Origin of the sequence: Leptospira bourretii, assembly GCF_004770145.1 — a bacterium.
GTDB lineage: Bacteria > Spirochaetota > Leptospiria > Leptospirales > Leptospiraceae > Leptospira_A > Leptospira_A bourretii.
The window spans coordinates 134,390-152,644 of sequence record NZ_RQFW01000001.1 but is presented as its reverse complement, the minus strand read 5'-3'; the positions used below and the strand labels follow the sequence as shown (position 1 = coordinate 152,644).

At 37.1% G+C, this 18,255-nt stretch carries 14 protein-coding genes; 12 read left to right on the top strand and 2 right to left on the bottom strand.

Annotation, left to right across the window (positions count from 1 at the left end; translation table 11 throughout):
* Nucleotides 1-14: 14 nt before the first annotated feature.
* The 10 genes from EHQ47_RS00710 to EHQ47_RS00665 are packed head-to-tail and all read left to right on the top strand — an operon-like array spanning nucleotide 15 to nucleotide 12,849.
* Complete coding sequence (locus EHQ47_RS00710; protein ID WP_135694262.1) at nucleotides 15-557, top strand: PaaI family thioesterase; 543 nt, start codon at nucleotides 15-17, stop codon at nucleotides 555-557.
* A complete protein-coding gene (locus EHQ47_RS00705; RefSeq protein WP_135776341.1) occupies nucleotides 554-1,873 on the top strand; it encodes an LIC20035 family adhesin in 1,320 nt (439 codons plus the stop codon). Before EHQ47_RS00710 ends, EHQ47_RS00705 begins: the two co-directional genes overlap by 4 nt.
* Nucleotides 1,864-2,844: an AAA family ATPase gene (locus tag EHQ47_RS00700; protein ID WP_135749377.1), complete on the top strand. Its 981-nt coding sequence runs from the start codon at nucleotides 1,864-1,866 to the stop codon at nucleotides 2,842-2,844. Before EHQ47_RS00705 ends, EHQ47_RS00700 begins: the two co-directional genes overlap by 10 nt.
* Nucleotides 2,845-3,663 (top strand): DUF58 domain-containing protein, encoded by an 819-nt coding sequence (locus tag EHQ47_RS00695; protein WP_135749376.1) that lies wholly within the window; start codon nucleotides 2,845-2,847, stop codon nucleotides 3,661-3,663. It begins immediately after the preceding gene.
* Nucleotides 3,656-4,495: an LB_053 family protein gene (locus EHQ47_RS00690; RefSeq protein WP_135776339.1), complete on the top strand. Its 840-nt coding sequence runs from the start codon at nucleotides 3,656-3,658 to the stop codon at nucleotides 4,493-4,495. Before EHQ47_RS00695 ends, EHQ47_RS00690 begins: the two co-directional genes overlap by 8 nt.
* Complete coding sequence (batA, locus tag EHQ47_RS00685) at nucleotides 4,495-5,451, top strand: VWA domain-containing protein BatA (protein ID WP_135776338.1); 957 nt, start codon at nucleotides 4,495-4,497, stop codon at nucleotides 5,449-5,451. Before EHQ47_RS00690 ends, batA begins: the two co-directional genes overlap by 1 nt.
* On the top strand, nucleotides 5,448-7,076 hold the full coding sequence (gene batB, locus EHQ47_RS00680; protein WP_135776336.1) for a VWA domain-containing protein BatB: 1,629 nt from the start codon (nucleotides 5,448-5,450) through the stop codon (nucleotides 7,074-7,076). Before batA ends, batB begins: the two co-directional genes overlap by 4 nt.
* Nucleotides 7,060-8,631 (top strand): BatD family protein, encoded by a 1,572-nt coding sequence (locus tag EHQ47_RS00675; protein ID WP_135776334.1) that lies wholly within the window; start codon nucleotides 7,060-7,062, stop codon nucleotides 8,629-8,631. Before batB ends, EHQ47_RS00675 begins: the two co-directional genes overlap by 17 nt.
* A 3-nt stretch (nucleotides 8,632-8,634) precedes the next feature.
* Entirely contained in the window at nucleotides 8,635-10,467 is a 1,833-nt protein-coding gene (htpG, locus tag EHQ47_RS00670; protein WP_135776332.1) for a molecular chaperone HtpG, read from the top strand.
* Between the two features lie 57 nt (nucleotides 10,468-10,524).
* Nucleotides 10,525-12,849, top strand: a complete 2,325-nt coding sequence (locus EHQ47_RS00665) for a sensor histidine kinase (RefSeq protein ID WP_135776331.1) — start codon at nucleotides 10,525-10,527, stop codon at nucleotides 12,847-12,849.
* Here EHQ47_RS00665 and EHQ47_RS00660 read toward each other — a convergent pair.
* Nucleotides 12,839-13,642, bottom strand: a complete 804-nt coding sequence (locus EHQ47_RS00660; protein WP_244290161.1) for a hypothetical protein — start codon at nucleotides 13,640-13,642, stop codon at nucleotides 12,839-12,841. The genes EHQ47_RS00665 and EHQ47_RS00660 overlap by 11 nt on opposite strands.
* Before the next feature lie 76 nt (nucleotides 13,643-13,718).
* Here EHQ47_RS00660 and EHQ47_RS00655 point away from each other — a divergent pair, with 76 nt between their 5' ends.
* Nucleotides 13,719-14,897 (top strand): AZOBR_p60025 family cell surface glycopolymer formation protein, encoded by a 1,179-nt coding sequence (locus tag EHQ47_RS00655; RefSeq protein ID WP_135776327.1) that lies wholly within the window; start codon nucleotides 13,719-13,721, stop codon nucleotides 14,895-14,897.
* The gene (locus EHQ47_RS00650) at nucleotides 14,894-15,718 is read left to right on the top strand and encodes a 1,4-dihydroxy-6-naphtoate synthase (RefSeq protein ID WP_135776325.1); all 825 of its coding nucleotides are present in this window, start codon (nucleotides 14,894-14,896) and stop codon (nucleotides 15,716-15,718) included. Before EHQ47_RS00655 ends, EHQ47_RS00650 begins: the two co-directional genes overlap by 4 nt.
* Here the strand turns inward: EHQ47_RS00650 and EHQ47_RS00645 are convergent.
* On the bottom strand, nucleotides 15,704-18,214 hold the full coding sequence (locus EHQ47_RS00645; protein WP_135776324.1) for a discoidin domain-containing protein: 2,511 nt from the start codon (nucleotides 18,212-18,214) through the stop codon (nucleotides 15,704-15,706). The two genes, EHQ47_RS00650 and EHQ47_RS00645, sit on opposite strands and share 15 nt — an antisense overlap.
* Between the last annotated feature and the right edge of the window lie 41 nt (nucleotides 18,215-18,255).

Sequence of the window (18,255 nt, the reverse complement as noted above, 5' to 3'; positions counted from 1 at the left end):
CCCAAGGACAATGAATGAACCAACCGATAGAAAATCCTTCCAAACATGGTTATGAAATCCATCATGATACTTGTTTCGGATGCGGGAAAGAAAACCCATTAGGACTCGTCGCAGATTTCACTTTTCACGATGAAACAGGAGAAGTAAACTTTACTTATAGTTTTAAAAGAATGTACAATGGTGCCCCTGGCTTTGTTCACGGAGGGATCCTATCAACTGTTTTGGATGAAGCAATGGGAGGCCTCTGCTTTCATTTAGGATACATTGTGATGACAGACACTATGAGTTTCAAATTTCATAAGGCAACGCCAGTAGAAAAAGAATTACTAATTCGTGCATGGCCTATTAAAAAAGCAAAACGTAAAGTTCTCCTAGAATGTGAACTCACCTCGCTTGACGGAGAAACTTTATATGTAAAAGGAGAGGGAGCATTCCACATTCTCCCTCCACGTTTTTTCTCCGATAAGTTGACGGGAGGAAAAATTGCGATTGCGAATGAATTACTATCGGTAAATAAATTGAAACGCGCACATCTCTTTGACAGGATAGAAACATGAAATACAAACTTCTCTACTTAACCATTGCAACACTCCTTATCCAATGTTCTGGTGCCTCCGTAAAAGACGGATCAGGCGACCAAGAATTTGAGTTAAAACTAACAAAAGGTAAGTGGATACGAACAGAGCGTTTTAAAAACTCTGGCGGAATTCGTGCCATCGGAGAAGTAAAAGCAGAATGCGGGGGGACAAAATGTACGGACGACCAAGTTGCCAAATTCGCTCCTGCTAAAATCAAATCTCTTCCAAAACATGGTGCCTGGGAAGAATACATTCAATTCGAACAACCTGGATCTACCGCAGAAAATCCGAAATACAAATCAACTCTTGACCAAATTGGAGAATATGTTGACGGTAAAAAAATAGGAATTTGGAAAAAACCTGATCCAGAAAGCCCGCAGAAATTTTTGGCTGAAACACCATGGGTGGAAGGAAAAAAAGAAGGAGTTGCGAAAACTTTCGACAAACAAGGAAATGTGACCTCCGAGACGACTTATGTGGATGATAAAAAAAATGGCCCCTATTATAGAAAGAACAACAAAGGGGAATGGGTCGAAAAGGGATCTTTCAAAGATAACGAAGAAGATGGTGAATGGACTTATTATTTCGTAGGTGCTGATGGAAACGGAATCAAAACAAAAGTTTCTTTTGCAAACGGACTAAAGAATGGTTTAGAAATCAATTATTACAAAGATGGTGCTGTGGAGTCACAAGGTTCATATTCATCTGATATTAGAAGTGGTTTATGGAAAATGTTCGGTGCAAAGGGGAACATTCTGGCTGAAGGAAATTATTCTAAAAAAGAAAATTCAGAAAACTTAGATATTAAATACGAAAGAACTGGAATCTGGAAAGAATACTACGCAGACGGAAAAATATTTGGAACAGGCCCGAGAAAACATACAAGAACCGGTGAATGGAAGTTCTATTATAAAAACGGTCAAATCGGTTATCATGGAAATATGGCAAACGAAAGTATGTTAGAATCTGCTAAAGTATATGATAATACTGGCAAAATTCTTGGAGAAGGAAAACTTTTCTTTTCTCTTGTCAAAATTGATGAAGAAACACAAGACTTAAAATTAAACTACAAACCAAGTATTCCTTATACTTACTTTTATCCATCTGGAAAAAAACGTATGGTCATTCGTTCTACTGAAGATGCAACAGAGTATTCAGAAGATGGAAGAGAATTAGGGAAGGGACCTGTGGAACCTCAAGGAAGAAAAATGGGATGTTGGACCATTGGAGGCAAAACAGAATATTATATGATCGATAAACCAATGCCAAAAATGACTCCATCACAATGCAAATAAACAAAGAACAAATTACAGAAATATCCGATCAGGTAAAATTACTTAGGTCGGAACTATCAGAATCTATCTCCGGGATGGACAATGTCATCCAATCCCTTTTTGTTGGACTTGTGGCAAATGGCCACGTACTTCTAGAGGGAATGCCAGGCCTTGCCAAAACACTCCTTGCCAAAAACTTAGCATCAATCATTGATGCTAAGTTTTCGAGAGTTCAATTCACTCCGGATTTATTGCCAGCAGATCTTACCGGAACAAATATTTTTAACCCCAAAACCTCATCATTTGAAATTAGAAAAGGCCCCATATTCACCAATGTACTGTTAGCTGATGAAATCAACAGAGCACCTGCAAAAGTACAATCGGCCTTACTCCAATGTATGGAAGAAAGACAGGTGTCGATTGCTGATGAAACTTTCGATCTTGAGCCTCCATTCTTTGTGATCGCCACGCAAAACCCAATCGATCAAGAAGGAACCTACCCACTTCCAGAAGCACAATTGGATCGTTTTTTGTTCAAAGTAATCGTCACCTATCCCTCTTTTGAAGATGAAGTAGCAATCTTACATCAACATGGGAACTTGGATTTTACTAAGAAAAAAGCAAAGAAAGTTATGAAACCAAAAGAAATCCAAAAGATTTCTGAAATTTCAAACCATGTATATGTTGAACCAAAACTACAATCATACATAGTTAACTTAACGCGCAATACGCGACCGCAAACCACAAGCGATAACGAATTAAAAAACTTTATCCAACATGGAGTAAGCCCCAGGGCAAGCCTTGCTATGTTAAAAGTTAGCCGGATCAACGCTCTTTTAGAAGGTAGAGATTTTGTGATTCCAGAGGATATACAGCGTTTTTTCTCGGAAATTGTCAAACATAGACTTCACTTAACCATTGATGCGATTAGCGAGGACATCAGCACAGATTCTATTATCAAACGAATCCTATCTGTCACGGAAGTTCCTTAGATGTTGTCGCACGAACTGAAACGTCTCCTTCAAGTTTTGCAATGGGAAACGAAAAAGAAATTTTCTTCAACCAGGCAAGGTTTTCTTCCAATGAGAGAAAAAGGCCGAGGACTAGATTTCAAAGAAGTTCGCAACTACCATTTCGGAGATGACATTCGTTATATTGATTGGAATGTCACTTCCAGAACTGGGGAATTGTATACAAAAGAATATTACGAAGAAAGAGATGCATCCATTATCATCTTCTATGATATGAGTGATTCAATGAGTGATTCAAAAAAAGACACTGCTTTTCAAATTGCTTTGTTTTTGTCCTTATTTCATATTAAACTGGGGAATCGAATTTTACTCGTTACCTTTTCCAATCATTCTCATTCTCCAAGCAAATGGTTAAGAACAGAAGCAGATGTATTCAAAACCTTTACAAATATCACAAAACAAACAGCAGGTGGCAAAACAAATTATAATTCTGCTTATCAATTTGCGTTTAGACTTTATCCCAAATTTGCTGTTTGTTACTGGATTTCCGATTTTATCGAATTTGCGGATCATTTGACCACCATTCAAAATACAAAAGTTTGGGAACCAATTGGGATCTGGATTCAGGATGAATTAGATACATTGGATTTCCCATTTTGGTTCAAATTTTTTCGCCAAATATCACAAGAAACACCCAATTTAAGGAATAACAAAACTACGTATGCTGCTGATTTAAAAGCAGCAAAAAGATTTTTTGGCACAAATTTAGTCCAAGTCAATCCAAACGCCAAACTCTCAAATCAAATTCTACCACTCTTCAAAATCAAACGCAATGGCTAAATACATACTTCTGGTTCTTATCTCTACCTTCTCTTTATATGCCACTCCTAAGGAAACAATCCAAGAAGAGGAAATTTTTGTAGGTGATACTGTGCATTATCAAATAGAACTCAGCGAAGGAATTGAAAATGACTTACAAATGGAAGAGGGAGATTTTTACGAAGACTCTACAATGCCATCTTTCAAAATTTCTAACATCAAAAAAGATAATTTAAAACTATCCGCTATAATTTTATTTTATAAACCGGGAAATTTTATTCTTCCTATATCTTGGAAGGAAAATGGCGAAGAAAAAAAATCAACAAAACAAATAAAAGTCAAATCACAACTACTTGGTTCCGAAAAGGATATTGAAGACAGCGAACCTCCCATAAGTTTTTCTGGTCCTTATCTTTTTCGTTTGTTCCTTGTTTTACTAATCACTGTTATCAACTTATATTTATTATATGCTCTTTACTTATACTGGAAGTCAAAGCAAAAAGTGGTGGATGCATTATGGGAAAAACAACCCGTTTTAGAAGAAACAATCAAACGCCTTCATGTGATCGAAACATATTTAGAATCGGAATCAATTTACGAAAAAGAACTTGCCTTTAAAATTAGTGAATATGCAAAAGAAGTGTATTCGAAAAGATTAGAAAAAAATCTTTTAGGAAACACTGATTCCGAATTTTTGGCAGAACTTTTCGACAGAACACATATCGAAGAATCTATCCTTCGCAACCTTAGAGTTTATTTCAGAAATACTAAGTACGACAATAACCAAACCAAACTAAAAAAAGAGGAAGCCCTATCTGTTTGGGAAAAAATTAAAAAGGATATGGAATTGTAATGTTTGATCAGTTTCAAAGACCATATCTTTTATTTTTAATCATCCCATTATTATTAGTTGCGCTTTATCAATGGAAATCCAAAAAAATTGGAGGAGTTTTACTCATCCAATCGGACAGATTTCAAAAACAAAATTCATTCTTATCTACTAAGCTTAGATTTGTTCTATTAGTTCTTACCGAGGTTTTATTTTATATAGCCAGCATATTTTTGGTGATTGCGGCAGCAGGACCAGGGGAAAAATACAAACTAACACCCGATAGCACCAGTGGAATCGATATCATGATCGCCTTAGATATCTCCGGATCTATGGTAAATTCCTATGATTTTTTACCTAAAAACAGACTCACTGTTTCGAAAGAACTACTCCGAGAGTTCATTCAAAAAAGATTATATGATCGAATCGGAATTGTGTTATTTGCAGGAGCTGCTTACTTACAATCCCCATTATCAAGCGATCGATATGCCTTGGACGAATTAATCACCGAAACATCAGACGAAGATATCACCGAACAAGGCACTGCCGTCGGCGATGCATTGGTTCTTTCTACGTATCGTTTAAAAGACTCGCAAGCAAAATCCAAAATTATCATCTTACTCACTGATGGTGTTTCGAATACCGGAAAATTGGATCCAGAAACAGCATCCTATGCGGCCAAAGCTTTTGGGATCAAAGTTTATTCCATTGGTATCGGGAAAGAGCAAGGTCAATATGAAGTGAATTACGAATCCCTAGAGTCAATATCAACTGGAACCAAGGGAAGATTTTTCCGAGCAGAATCACCCGAAGTTTTACAAGAAGTATTAAATGAAATCAATGGACTAGAAGTCGTAGAACTTCCGTCTAAACCAATGGAAATTCACGAAACACATTTCCCTTCTGCCCTATCCGTTTTCTTTATTTTATTGGGAGTGGCGGGTCTATTAATGATTTACCCACTAACAGAAAAACTATGATTGACATCCAAACAGTAACGAAGGTTGCGATTATTTCGATTGTTTTTTGGACATTTTTATTTTCCGGAAAACTTTTTATAAATATAAAAACAAATTCATTCAAAGAAAAACACCCCAATCTAAAAAATAGAATTTTTTCAGCAAATACACGATTTTACTTTCTGCGAATTTTCTGTTTTCTAATCGCTCTAACCCTTGCCTTCTATTCTTTATTTAAAGTAAAAGCAACAGAAATCGAATCCACAAAAGAATTCGAGTCCGCTGATATTTTATTCGTTGTGGATGTAAGTTTATCAATGAATGCAATTGATGTAAAACCGAGTCGATTAAAACGATTCCAAGACTTAGCATTACGAATTCTACCGAACTTAAAAGGAAATAGAATTGGCATCATTGTTTTTGCGGGCCAATCTTTTTCGTTTTGCCCACTCACATCAGATATTGCTGCAGTAGCAGACTATATACAGGCATTAGGTGTAGAGATGGTGGGAGCCAAAGGGACAGATTTGTCTGTCGCCTTAGATCGAGTCAATCAAATCAGAAAAAAAAATAATAACATCTCCTCTCAAATTACCATCATTGTATCTGATGGAGAAGACCATGAAAATCAGAATATACCGCCAATCACTGGTGAGGTGATAGTTTGGGGAATTGGGACGGAAGAGGGCGGAAACATCGAATACCGCGATCCCGGGACAGGAAGAGGGGGCTATGTCACAACGGATGCTGGAATTACCGAATCACTTTCTTCGCCAAATTTGGCAATTTCCCAAATGAATGTTTCTAAGCTAAAATCTATTGCAGACCAAAATCATGGCACTTACCATGATGTTTCTTTCCAGGCGGATGGTGTATATGCTTTGTTAGATACTGTCCAAACTGCTAAGAAAAGAAAAATTCAAACCATAGAAAGATTCAAAAATGAAGATGGAGCTCACCCATATTTAATTGCTGCTTTTTTCTTTTTATTTTTTGAGCGTCTATTAAATTTATTTTTACAAAAGACACCTAAAGGAATTTATACAATAACTTTCTTTCTTTTGACTTTATTTGGGCAACCAAATTTATCCGCATGGGAATTGGATCCAGGTGGCAATTCCATTGAGAAGGGAGTCAAGTCCTATCATAACAAAAATTATAACGAAAGCCAAATAGAATTCCAAAAAGCAAAGGAATACATTGATGACGATCCAAGACTTTTATACAATGAATCTGCCACGGCTTATCAGCTGGGACAATACAAAGAAGCTATTGGAATTTCTGAAAAAATCTTAACCCATCCCAAATCGAACGATGACCTCAAAGCAAAAACATATTTTAACCTTGGCAATATTTATTCAAGATTAGGTGACAAAAAAAATGCCTTAAAAGCATACTCAAAGACTTTGGAGATAAACCCGGATCATTTACCAACAAAGAAAAACATAGAACACTTAACAAAGGATAAAGAAGCCGAAGATAAACCAAAAAAAGATGAAACTAACGAACAACCAAAACCAAAACAGGAAAAAAGGAACAAAAAAGAAGAGAAAACAGATGCAGAGAAAATTTTGGATCCATTTTCACAAGATTCCATCCTGAAGAATAAAAGAGGGGGATCATTTGATAATGAAAAGTTTTGGTAACAAAAAACTTACAGTTTTATTCCTCTTCCTCCTTCCACTGGCAGCTATAAATTCCTCTGAAGTAGAATTCCATTTATTCCCTAACGAATTTTCATTAGGAGAACATGCCAAATTAGAAGTAAGGGCCCACGGAGACAAAATCTTCCGAACAATCCAAACAAACATAAAACAAAATGGAGTACGAATTCGTTTTTCCGGAAGCGGAACAGAAACACAAATCATCAACTTTAAAGTTTCAAAATCTCAAATACTCAATTTCTATGTAGATACAGAATCTGAAGGTACATTCTCTCTCCCAGAAATAACTGTGGAGTATGACAACCAGATTTATAAATCACCCCCCATTCAATTCAAAGTTAGTAAAAAAAGTAGGCATTCACAAAATCAGTTTTTCAATCCATTCCCATTTGAAGATTTTGAAACGCCTTCGGAAGGATCACCTGAAGTTGCATTCCACACCAATAAATCTATATTTTATAAAGGGGAACCTATTGTTGGGTATTTTGTACTCTATTACAATGGATACAGACAACCTTTTCTAGAGAGAGATCCAAACCAATCCATCTCGTTTCCATATTTTCTCGCGGAAACATTAAGACAAGTTTCCGTTCAAATTGAACCAGAAGTCCAAAGAAACAATACCCTTAAAAAAACATTAGTGTATGATAAAGAAATATATGGATTAACACCGATTAAATCAGGAAGATTCCAAATTGGAAAAACAAAATTTATTTCTGGAGATAGTTTACGTTTTAACTCACTACAAGAAACTGTAGACACAACTCCAGCCACTGTAACAGTATTAAATCTTCCCACAAATCAACCGGAAACATTTACCGGTGCTATCGGAAACTTCCAACTCAACCTTACCAATTTTCCAAAAGAAGTCCATAGAGGAGAAACTGTTTATTTCGAAATCACAATAGAAGGGGAAGGAGGCCATGAGGGCATTAAACCTTCGGAAGATTCGAAAACGAAATACCAATTAATCTCACAAACCAGAAATAAAACATTTCGAAAGTTAGAATCTGGCGAATATGGATTTTATTCTGTTGTTCATTTTTTGTATGGCCACCAAATCACAGATGAAGAAAAACTCCAAATAGGACCATACCAATTTACTTACTTTTCCTTAAAAGACTCAAAATACAAAACACTCTCGCTACAATTTCCAACCTTACCCATCCTTTCGGAAAAGAAAAAAGAACCGAAACAAAAATTGGATCATACGACAAATTCAAAAGCACCTTCCATTTTCACTTTAGTTTTTCTTGCTGTTTTTGGCACTCTTTCATACCTAGGATATAGAAAGTATCGATTGAATCTCCAGGCAAATGAGTTTGTAGATATGGTTAAAAACTTTGGAAAAAAAAGGAATGTATTCCTTGTTGATTATTTAGAAAAAAAAGGGATCACCGAAGAAAACATCCAACTCCTTTCAAATTTAATTGAAAGAGGAGATAAAGAAACCCCAAAAAAAACATTCTTATCTTTATCTAAATTCGAAAAAACAAAAGTCTTAAAATTAACAAAACAATTAAAAACAAAGGAGTAATATATGTCAGCTGAAGAATCAGGAAAAATTAGTGTAGAAACAGAGAATATCTTTCCTATCATAAAAAAATGGTTATATTCTGAGAAAGATATTTTCTTAAGAGAATTAGTTTCCAATGCAAGCGATGCAATCACCAAACTAAAAAAAATCTCTTTATCGGAAGAGTTTGAAGGCGGGAACGATTACAAAATCGATTTAAATTTTGATGTGGATACCCGAATCCTCAGCATTGAAGACAATGGGGTTGGTATGACGACAGAAGAAGTCAAAAAATACATCAACCAAATTGCCTTTTCCGGTGCCACAGACTTTGCAAAACAATACCAAAATGCAGAAAACAAAGCCGAAATCATTGGCCACTTTGGACTTGGATTCTATTCCTCTTTTATGGTTTCCAAAAAAGTTACAATAGAAACAAAATCATACAAAAAGGGACAAACAGCTGTTCTATGGTCAAGTGAGTCCGGTACCGATTTTACTATTTCACCCATTGAAAGGGAAACAAGGGGTACTAAAATTTCTCTTTATTTGGATAGTGAGTCTGGCGAGTATCTAGACAAATGGAAACTGAAAGAACTAATCAAAAAATACTGTGATTTTTTACCCGTAGGGATCTATGTCCAAGGCGAAAAGGCAAATCGAGAAAAACCTCTTTGGTCTGAAGAACCAGCTAAAATCTCTCAAGAAGAATATAAAGATTTTTATTCTTATTTGTTTCCTTTCTCAGGAGAATCTCTTTTCCATATTCATCTAAACGTTGATTATCCATTTCGTTTACAAGGCATTTTGTATTTTCCAAAGTTAACTCACGAGTTAGAAGCATCAAAAAATGGAATCAAACTTTTTTGTAATCATGTATTTGTAAGTGATAATGCAAGTGAGTTAATCCCACAATTTCTCACAATTCTCAAAGGAACCATAGACATTCCAGATCTTCCGCTAAATGTTTCCAGATCTTACTTACAAAACGATCCATTAGTAAAAAAAATATCAAACCATATCATTAAAAAAGTAGCTGATCGTTTGATCGAAGACTTCAAAAAAGATAGAACAAAATACGAATCAAACTGGAACGATATCTCTTTATTTGTAAAGTATGGAGTCCTGACCGATGAAAAATTTTATGACGCGATGAAGGACCATCTGATTTTTAAGAATTCAGAAGGTGGATACTCAACTACTTCCGAATATTGGGAAAAAAATAAGGAAAAAAACCACAACAAAATTTTTTACGCCAATGAAACAGAAATGGGGTCCGTTTATATGGAACTTCTAAAATCACAAGGTTTAGAAGCATTACTTGTTGATTCCAAAATTGATTCTCACCTCATCCAACACTTAGAAATGAAAAATCCAGATTGGAAGTTCCAAAGAGTCGATTCTGAAATTGCTGATCAAGTTGTGGATAAAGATGCTCCGAAAGATCTAGTAAACGAAGAAAACAAAACGGAATCCGATCGAATTCAAAATTTATTTCAATCTTCCTTACCAAATGAAGGTGTGGAAATAAAGGTAGAAGCCTTAAAATCACTAGAAGTTCCTGGTGTAATTCTTTTACCAGAGTTTATGAGAAGAATGTCCGAAATGAACTCCATGTTAAACAGGGAAGATATGAAAAACATTCTCAAGTCTCACACTCTCATGGTTAACTCAAAGTCCCCACTTGTAAAGTCCGCCTTACAAGCGTTCGAAGGAGTGAGCCATGAAAAAGGTAAAAAATTAGCTAGAGTCATTTATGACCTTGCTTTGCTCTCAGCGAAGGTTATGGATGAAAAGGAAGTATCCGAATATACCAAAAGGACAACGGAATTCCTCCAAGAGATTTTTTCTTCCTAACGATAAATCCCTATAGAAAGATTTGGCAACGATCCCTATTTTTGGGATTGTTGCCATGTGATCCAGATTTGTATAACAAGTCGCCTTAGTTCTCTACCCGTTGTCGTTGCTTACAAAAAGGGATACTTTGAAGAATTCGGTGTCAAAGTCACTCTTCACGTCAACACCCATCACAAGGCCATTATGCCATTACTGGACGCCGGTCGAGTGGAGGCAGGTGAGGTCCCAACCATCGCCTACCTTCAGGATAGTTTTCTCAAAAAATCAAAACTCAAACGAATTTACAAGGGGATCTATCTTTATCATTCTCCTTTATCATTTTATTCACGATTCCAATTCAAACCAGAAGATCTCACTAGAAATAAAGCCTATATACTCCCTGTCCCTCACCAATACTCAGTCGAGAGATTGTATGCAGAAAAATTTTTAGAAGAATATGCCCCAAAAAATCCAGTCAAGGTTCGTTACATAGACACTCCGGGATTTTTAGAAGAAAAAGAATTTTTAAAACCTACATGTTTGGGACTAGTTTCAGATCCATTTTCTAGCCCATTCCTTCGAAACTTCCAAGACTTTGCCAATAGCTTAGAACTACCAATCCTCGAAACAAAATCCTTTTTTCCTTCCACCTTACTTGCGTTTAGTGGAGATGCAGTGTTAAAAACGGGAAGAGAAATTTCGGGTGTTCTTCTTGCTGTTAAAAAAGCAATTGATCTTTTGCAAAATACAAACCAACTCAGTAATGGAAATTTATGGGATGACCTACAGCTTTCTCATTTTTACCCACACCTTAGAGTAGGGGAGACAAAAAATCTTCTAAACTCCAACCCTCTCATCCAAAAAGGTATTTTTTCTTACAAAGGAGATGCGGACACACTGTTCCCTCTCCTAAAAGATGTATATTTTCGACTCATCCGAAGGGTCATCCAACCCGATGCTGTTCGATCTGCATTCGACTTTGATGAAATCCTATCGGCATTAGAACCAAAAAAAGTATTTGATGTTCGTAAACTCAACAGTTTCCAAGAACCGACAGAAACAAAACTTCATGCACCTTCACAAATCAACTACAGAAAACTCAATGCCGTACGTCACCTCATTGTGGATGTTAACTCAGTTGTTTTAGATATCCTACAAGGAAATTACAATTCAAGACTTAACTCCGACGAAACCTTGCAACTAGACAACCGGGTGAAAGTTCTCGTCAACTCGATGTTAGATTCCTTCAACGCCAAGTTGGAATTACAAAGAGAAGAAATTACTGAACTCGAAAATTTAATCTCAATCCTAGAAATCAAACTAGATAGATCAGCTGTCGATTTACAATATTCAGAAGAAAAATACAGATACTTATTCGAATTTTCAAGAGAGGCAATTGCACTAGTTGATGCCGATACAGGTAGCATTCTCGAAGCAAACAACCAATTCCGATCTCTCACGGGATATACTCGCGGTGACATCACAAAGCTGAGCATTGAAGATATCATTCTAGGAAACCAGGTTTCAAACCAACTTCGCTTTGGCTCAGACCTTTCTTCCGATACAATGTTATCCTTACCTGATGCAGAGATTATGCTAAAAGATGGATCCAAATTAGAAGTGGATATCAGCTTCACCTCCATCCTTCTTTCTCCAAAAAAACGCTACCAAGTTCAGTTCCGACCAAATTCAGAAAAAAAAGAACAAGAACGATTACAACACGAATTTATCTCCAATGTAAGCCACGAACTCAGAAGCCCAATGACAAATATCCGAGGGTATTTGGAGTTTTTTAAATCCGATCCTTCATTACCATTTAACACCGAACATAAAAATATGTTAGAAGTGATTGATAAAAATGCAAAAAGACTTAGTTTTTTAATCGAAAACCTACTGAAACTCACCACTTCAAGAGAAAAAGACAAGGAAGATGAAGTCATCGAAATTTTTGATCCAGTACCAGTGATCGAAGATGTCATTCATATGAATTCTCATCTTGCAAAAGGGAAACCTATCGAATGGGACTTATCACTCAAAAAAGGTTTTTTTCTACGAGGGATCAAATTTGAATTCTCTCAAATCATTACAAATCTATACGTAAACGCCTTAAAATATACTTCCAAAGGGAAAATTGGAATCTCAATTCGCGAAACCAATGGCAAAATTGAAATCACAGTGGAAGATACAGGCATTGGCATCGATCCAAATTACAAAAATCAAATCTTCGATCGTTTCTTTCGAATTCCTTCTTCCGATAACAAAAAAATCGGAGGGACAGGGCTTGGTTTATCTATTGTTAAGTCACTCGTGGACAAAATGTCCGGCGAAATTTTTGTAGAAAGCACAATGGGAGAAGGAAGCAAATTTACAATTTACTTCCCCAAAGTAAACGTTAGCGTTTAGATACTTTTTTCTTTTTGGGAATTTGTTTTTTCTTTGGAGCCGATTTTGTTTTGTTTTTAGGTGAAAAATCGTTTGGTTTCAACATGGCAATTGCTGGCATATTTTTTTCTTCCAACTGCATTCCTGAAAGAAGAAGGGATAACTCCAACATTTCTCTGGTTCCTAATAAATGCATCATCTCCAATGCTTTACTCATACCCAATTTTTTAAAAATCTGAATCGCATTGGAAACACCAAAAAACTGAATCAGTACAGGCAATTCTTCCAATCCACGTTGTTTGATCCATTTTTTACAATCCGCAACTGAGAGTTCGTTCACAAGCTGAATGACAGGACCGACATGAACTTCATCTACAAGCCAAAGAAAATCTTTCATTGGAATTTCTTTGAGTAAGGTTATTGATTTTTCAATTCCTAATGTTTTAAGGATCTCCACGCTGGTTTCACGTCCTAATGTTTTTGCAAGTAACCCCACATCATGCGGAGGGATACTCCGAGAAACAAGAGCCAAATCGGCCATGGGCAAGGAGTGAATGAAATAAACCAAATCTTCATCCTCATTTTCGCGGATCATCTCCACAAGGACCTTCTCTGGAATTTGTTTGACCAATTCCACAACCGTATCTTCACTTAATTTTTGTGTGAGAACGATCAACCTCTCCTTAGGAACTTTCCCCGTTAAAGAAAGTAACTTCTCATAACCAAGATTCTTCAAAATCTGGAAGGATTTTTTGGGGCCAAGTTTTTCTAAATATTGATACACACTTTGGATCGTAACGAGAACTTCTTTCATTTGCCCCAACTTTGGATACAAACTGTCAGAATCTTTATAAAATTCCAGAGAAATTCCTTTTCGAATCTGTTAAAATTTGCAAAATGGAAGTGTGAAGCTCTACCAACTTTGTTTTCTTTTGGTTTTTTACATTTTGGGAGTAGGGGGGCTCATATTTTTTAAGACAGCTCCCTATGACCACTCCCTCTCCGCATTGATCGGAATTTGGGAAGGATTTTACGAAATCAACCCCAATCTGGTCGATTCAAATTTTGTAATCTACAAATCAGGCGGGTATGATGGTCAATTCTTCTACCTTCTCGCAAAAGATCTGTTTGTTTCCTCAGATTGGGATCTCATTGTTGACTCTTACCACTTCCGCTTTCATCGTCTAGGTCTTTCTCTTTTAGCAGGGAGCATTTCAAATCTAGTCGGGTTTTCTTATTACCCGATGGTGACACTCGCTATCCTATTCTCCACTTTTTTAATTTCTGTCTTTTGTTTGTATTCCTTACTACCAGAATCCCAAAAATGGTATGTTATCTTTTATTTGTTTTCTCCTTTTTCATTAAATGCAAATTTACTTTTGGTTGCCGATTCGCTTTTTGTAAGTTTCGGAATCATTGCATTTTATTTTTTTAAAAACAAAAAAGATTTTTTGGCTATATTCTTTTTTTTCATGATGGTGATCACTCGAGAACTAGGAGTATTATTTTTAATTCCTATCATTTTCAAAGCGTTGGAAGAAAAAAAATGGGGACAGATGTTTGCCTATTCTATTCCAGGATTCGCATTTCTTTGTTTGGTGATTTTTGGACTCATCCATCCACCAAACCATTTGGGAACAAACCCGCTAGGGTTCAAAGATATGACAGACTTTCCTTTGTTTGGATTTTTTAAAAGTTTTCAAGAGAATGGCTCTTTTCAGTTCAAACCAAAAGAATTTCCAAAAATCCTGTTTTTTATCTCACTCATTTCCATTACCGTCGTCTCTGTCCAATCTCTAAAAAACAATTTTTCGAAGAATATCAATGTACTTGTATCTATATTTGGAAGTTTGTTTGTCATCCTCATTGCGGAACAAGGTTATTGGAGATCTTTTGATAACTTGAGTCGTATGTTTACACTCATTTTACCTTTTTCATTGTTGCTAGAAAATACCTTCAAAAATCTTTTTTTGCGTTTTTTCCTAGGCATATCTTTCAGTTTGTTTGTATTTTTAATGATCAGGATCCTCTGGATCACACCAACAAAGGAGTTCTTTTTTAGCCTATGATTTCTTTAGCCTATTCACCTTGTCCAAACGATACATTTCTTTTTTACCATTTGATCCGAAACACAAACTATCCAGTAAAAGAAGAATTATATGATGTGGAAAACTTAAACGAGTTTGCTTTCCAAGGGAAATTTCCTGTCACAAAACTTTCATTTGCAGCCTATTTCCATATTATCGAAAAATACATTTTATTAGAAACGGGATCAGCTTTAGGTAGGGGCTGTGGTCCCATTCTTGTTAGAAAAAAAAATTCCAAAACAGACCTAACCAATTATAAACAACTATATATCCCAGGGATGTTTACCACTGCGAATCTCTTATTATCCCTATATACAAACGGAACACAAAAACCAACTGCCCTTCGTTATGACGAAATTATTCCGAAGGTACTCAGTGAAGAAGGAAGTCTAGGTGTCATCATCCATGAAGAACGATTTACTTACGAAGAACGAGGAATGGAAAAAGTCGTCGATCTTGGGGAATGGTGGGAAGAATCAACCGGATACCCAATTCCCTTAGGTGCAATTGCAGTCCGAAGAGACATTCCACGTGAGGTAGCCCTCCAATTCCAATCGAATCTGAGAGAAAGCTTAAAAGCAGCCTACTTAGAACCAAAAGAAATGATGGATTATATCCGCTCTAACTCGCAAAACAAGGATGATGCGGTCATCAAATCACATATCAATCTATACGTGAATGATTTTACAAAAAACTTAGGAAATGAAGGGCATGGTGCAGTAGAATATCTACTCAAAAGAGCCATTGAGGCAGGTTTTATTAAAAAACCCACCTCACAACCTTTGTTTTTAGGAGAAAGTTAACATACAAAGGATACTTCCTTTGTCTCGTTTACAGGCTTCAATGGCTTTTGCCACAAGCATTCCCGGTTTCAATTTTGCCGGGTCTGCTTTAACAGCATGACCTGAAGATAAACCTGATACCAAAAGATCCCCTGGATAAATTGGCACTTGTGTCGCATCCACATGGATCTTAGTCATTCCAAGCAAAGCAACAAGTACATATTCCACTGCTTTTTCTTGTTTTCCAAAAACAACATGGGCATTGGCCACAGAAACACCAATGACATTGGTGGAGTAGGGATGTTTGGACCTTCCAAGCACACCAGGTTCTTCGGTGGCAGTCAATAGATCTCCTGCTGTCACCACATCTTTGCCATCCAGACGGAAGTATCTAGCAATACATTCCTCACCACCTTCTTTTGTGATGCGAAGATTTCCTTCAAACAAAGATTCTCCGTTAGCATAAATTGCTTTTCCAGAACCAGAAAGTTCAATTTCGGGAATACCTTTCCCGTCAACAATCAATGCAAAATCGGATTGTGATACAAATCGTCCGCCTGGTGCCGTAGTGCCGGCACCTAAAATCCCTGCAGACTGTTTTGGTGTCTGCCCTTTGGAAATCCCAAATACACCAACAGAATCACCAAACCCAGATACACCTGTTCCGATAGAAACACCGACAACACCTGTTCCCACCTTGGTATTTTTTCCAAAAATGATCGCATCGTTTGCTTGTGGAGGGACAAAACCCTTAGAAGAAGCTGCTGCTTCCCCGGTGATTTTTAATAACCCGGTATGGGAATTGTAATCATGTTCTTTTTCTGCATAAGGATGTGTATGCGGTTTTGGATCTCTTTTGTCAGACAAACGAGGATCATCTGAAAGCACCACCTTACCAGGAACTGCTTCACCGTGGTTTGCAAGAAGGACAATCCCTGCATCTTGGAACCCTGCCTTCGCCAAACGTTTGTCATTCCCTTGGACAACAGCACCTGGTTTAGTTTCACCGGAGTGCGCAAGCTGCACAATCCCATGAAGTTCCGTACTAGCATGTTTCAAACGTTTATCATTTCCTTGGACAACAGTGTTTGGCTCTTCCCCACCGTTAGATGCAAGTTGCACAATCCCTTTTGCAGTTGTTGTTGCATCTCTCAATCGAGGGTCATCACCAGTAACCACTTTATCAACGGCAACTTCACCCGCATCCGCCAGTTGCACCAAACCAACTGATTTTTTTGTGGCCACTCGCAACCGGGAATCATTCCCTTGGACAACAACTCCAGGCCGAGTCTCTCCGTCTAACGCAAGCTCCACGATCCCAGGATGATCCGTGGAAGCACTCCGCAAACGTTCATCATCTGACTGGACCACAAGTCCTGGCCTTGCTTCTCCACTCCGAGACAATCTTACCAATCCATGAGTGAGTTCAGTGGCAATTTTTAGGCGTTTATCATTTCCTTGGACAGCGACACCAGGTTTTTCTTCCCCATCAGAAGCCAATTCGACGATTCCTCGGTATTCGGTAGTGGCATCACGTAGACGTCTATCGTTTGCCTGGACCACAACACCTTCTTTTACCTCTCCATCCACCGCCAAACGGATAATACCCGATCGCAGGACGGATGCATAAGGCAGAGGTTCTCTTGCAGGCCCACCGTAATCTTTTTTATCTGGACTAGAATACAATTCAAGCTCAATGACTTCCGTCACATAATCTTTTTTATTCTGCTGTTTCTCTTGGAAAAAAACTAGTTTCAAATACCTTAAGTTAACAGGTGAAAATCTCCATTTATACCAAGTCCCAGGTTCAGACAAAAAGAAGTTTTCTTCATGCAACTGGTGCCAAGTGATATCATCTTCACTATAATAAGTAACAAAACGTTCTGGAAAATTTGTGGTTGGATCGTTTTTTGTGAGCATTCGCATTTCTTCAATACGATTCACTGAGCCCATATCCAAAATTAAATACTCTTCTTCTGGTTCTTCCTTCTTTTTAGAAGACCATCCATAATCAGGTCTTGTATCAAAAAGATTTTCTTTTACAGCCAAACGATCCAATTCCGAACTCGCCTGGATGGACTGAACTCCCGTGATGAGGATTTTCAATTGCCCAAAACTGATCCGATTTTTTCCGTTACTTGCCTTTCTTGAAATTTTGGAAACAAACTTCACATAACGAGCGCTAGTGAGAGAAAACAGCCATTTGGCAGAAGTTTTAAAGGATTTTCGAAAAGAAGATTCTTGTAAAATCGGCTCCCAATACTTCCCATCATGTGATAACTCAAATCGGAAAGAATCGGGGAAAAAATCCAACCCGTCTTTGCCAGGTAGAAGTTCGATCCCATTAAAATACACAACATCATCAAACTTAAAGATGATGGAGGAAAGAGAAGACTGTTCCTTTTCTTCGAAAAAGGATAAAAATTCTTCGTTTTTGATTTCAAAGGTTCCAGAGGTGGACACTGATTTGATGGGCAAAGAGTAGGGGTGGCTTGTGCGAATTAAATGATCTTTCATGCGCTTATTGATGCTGATTCCTTCCAAAAAATACCGTTTTT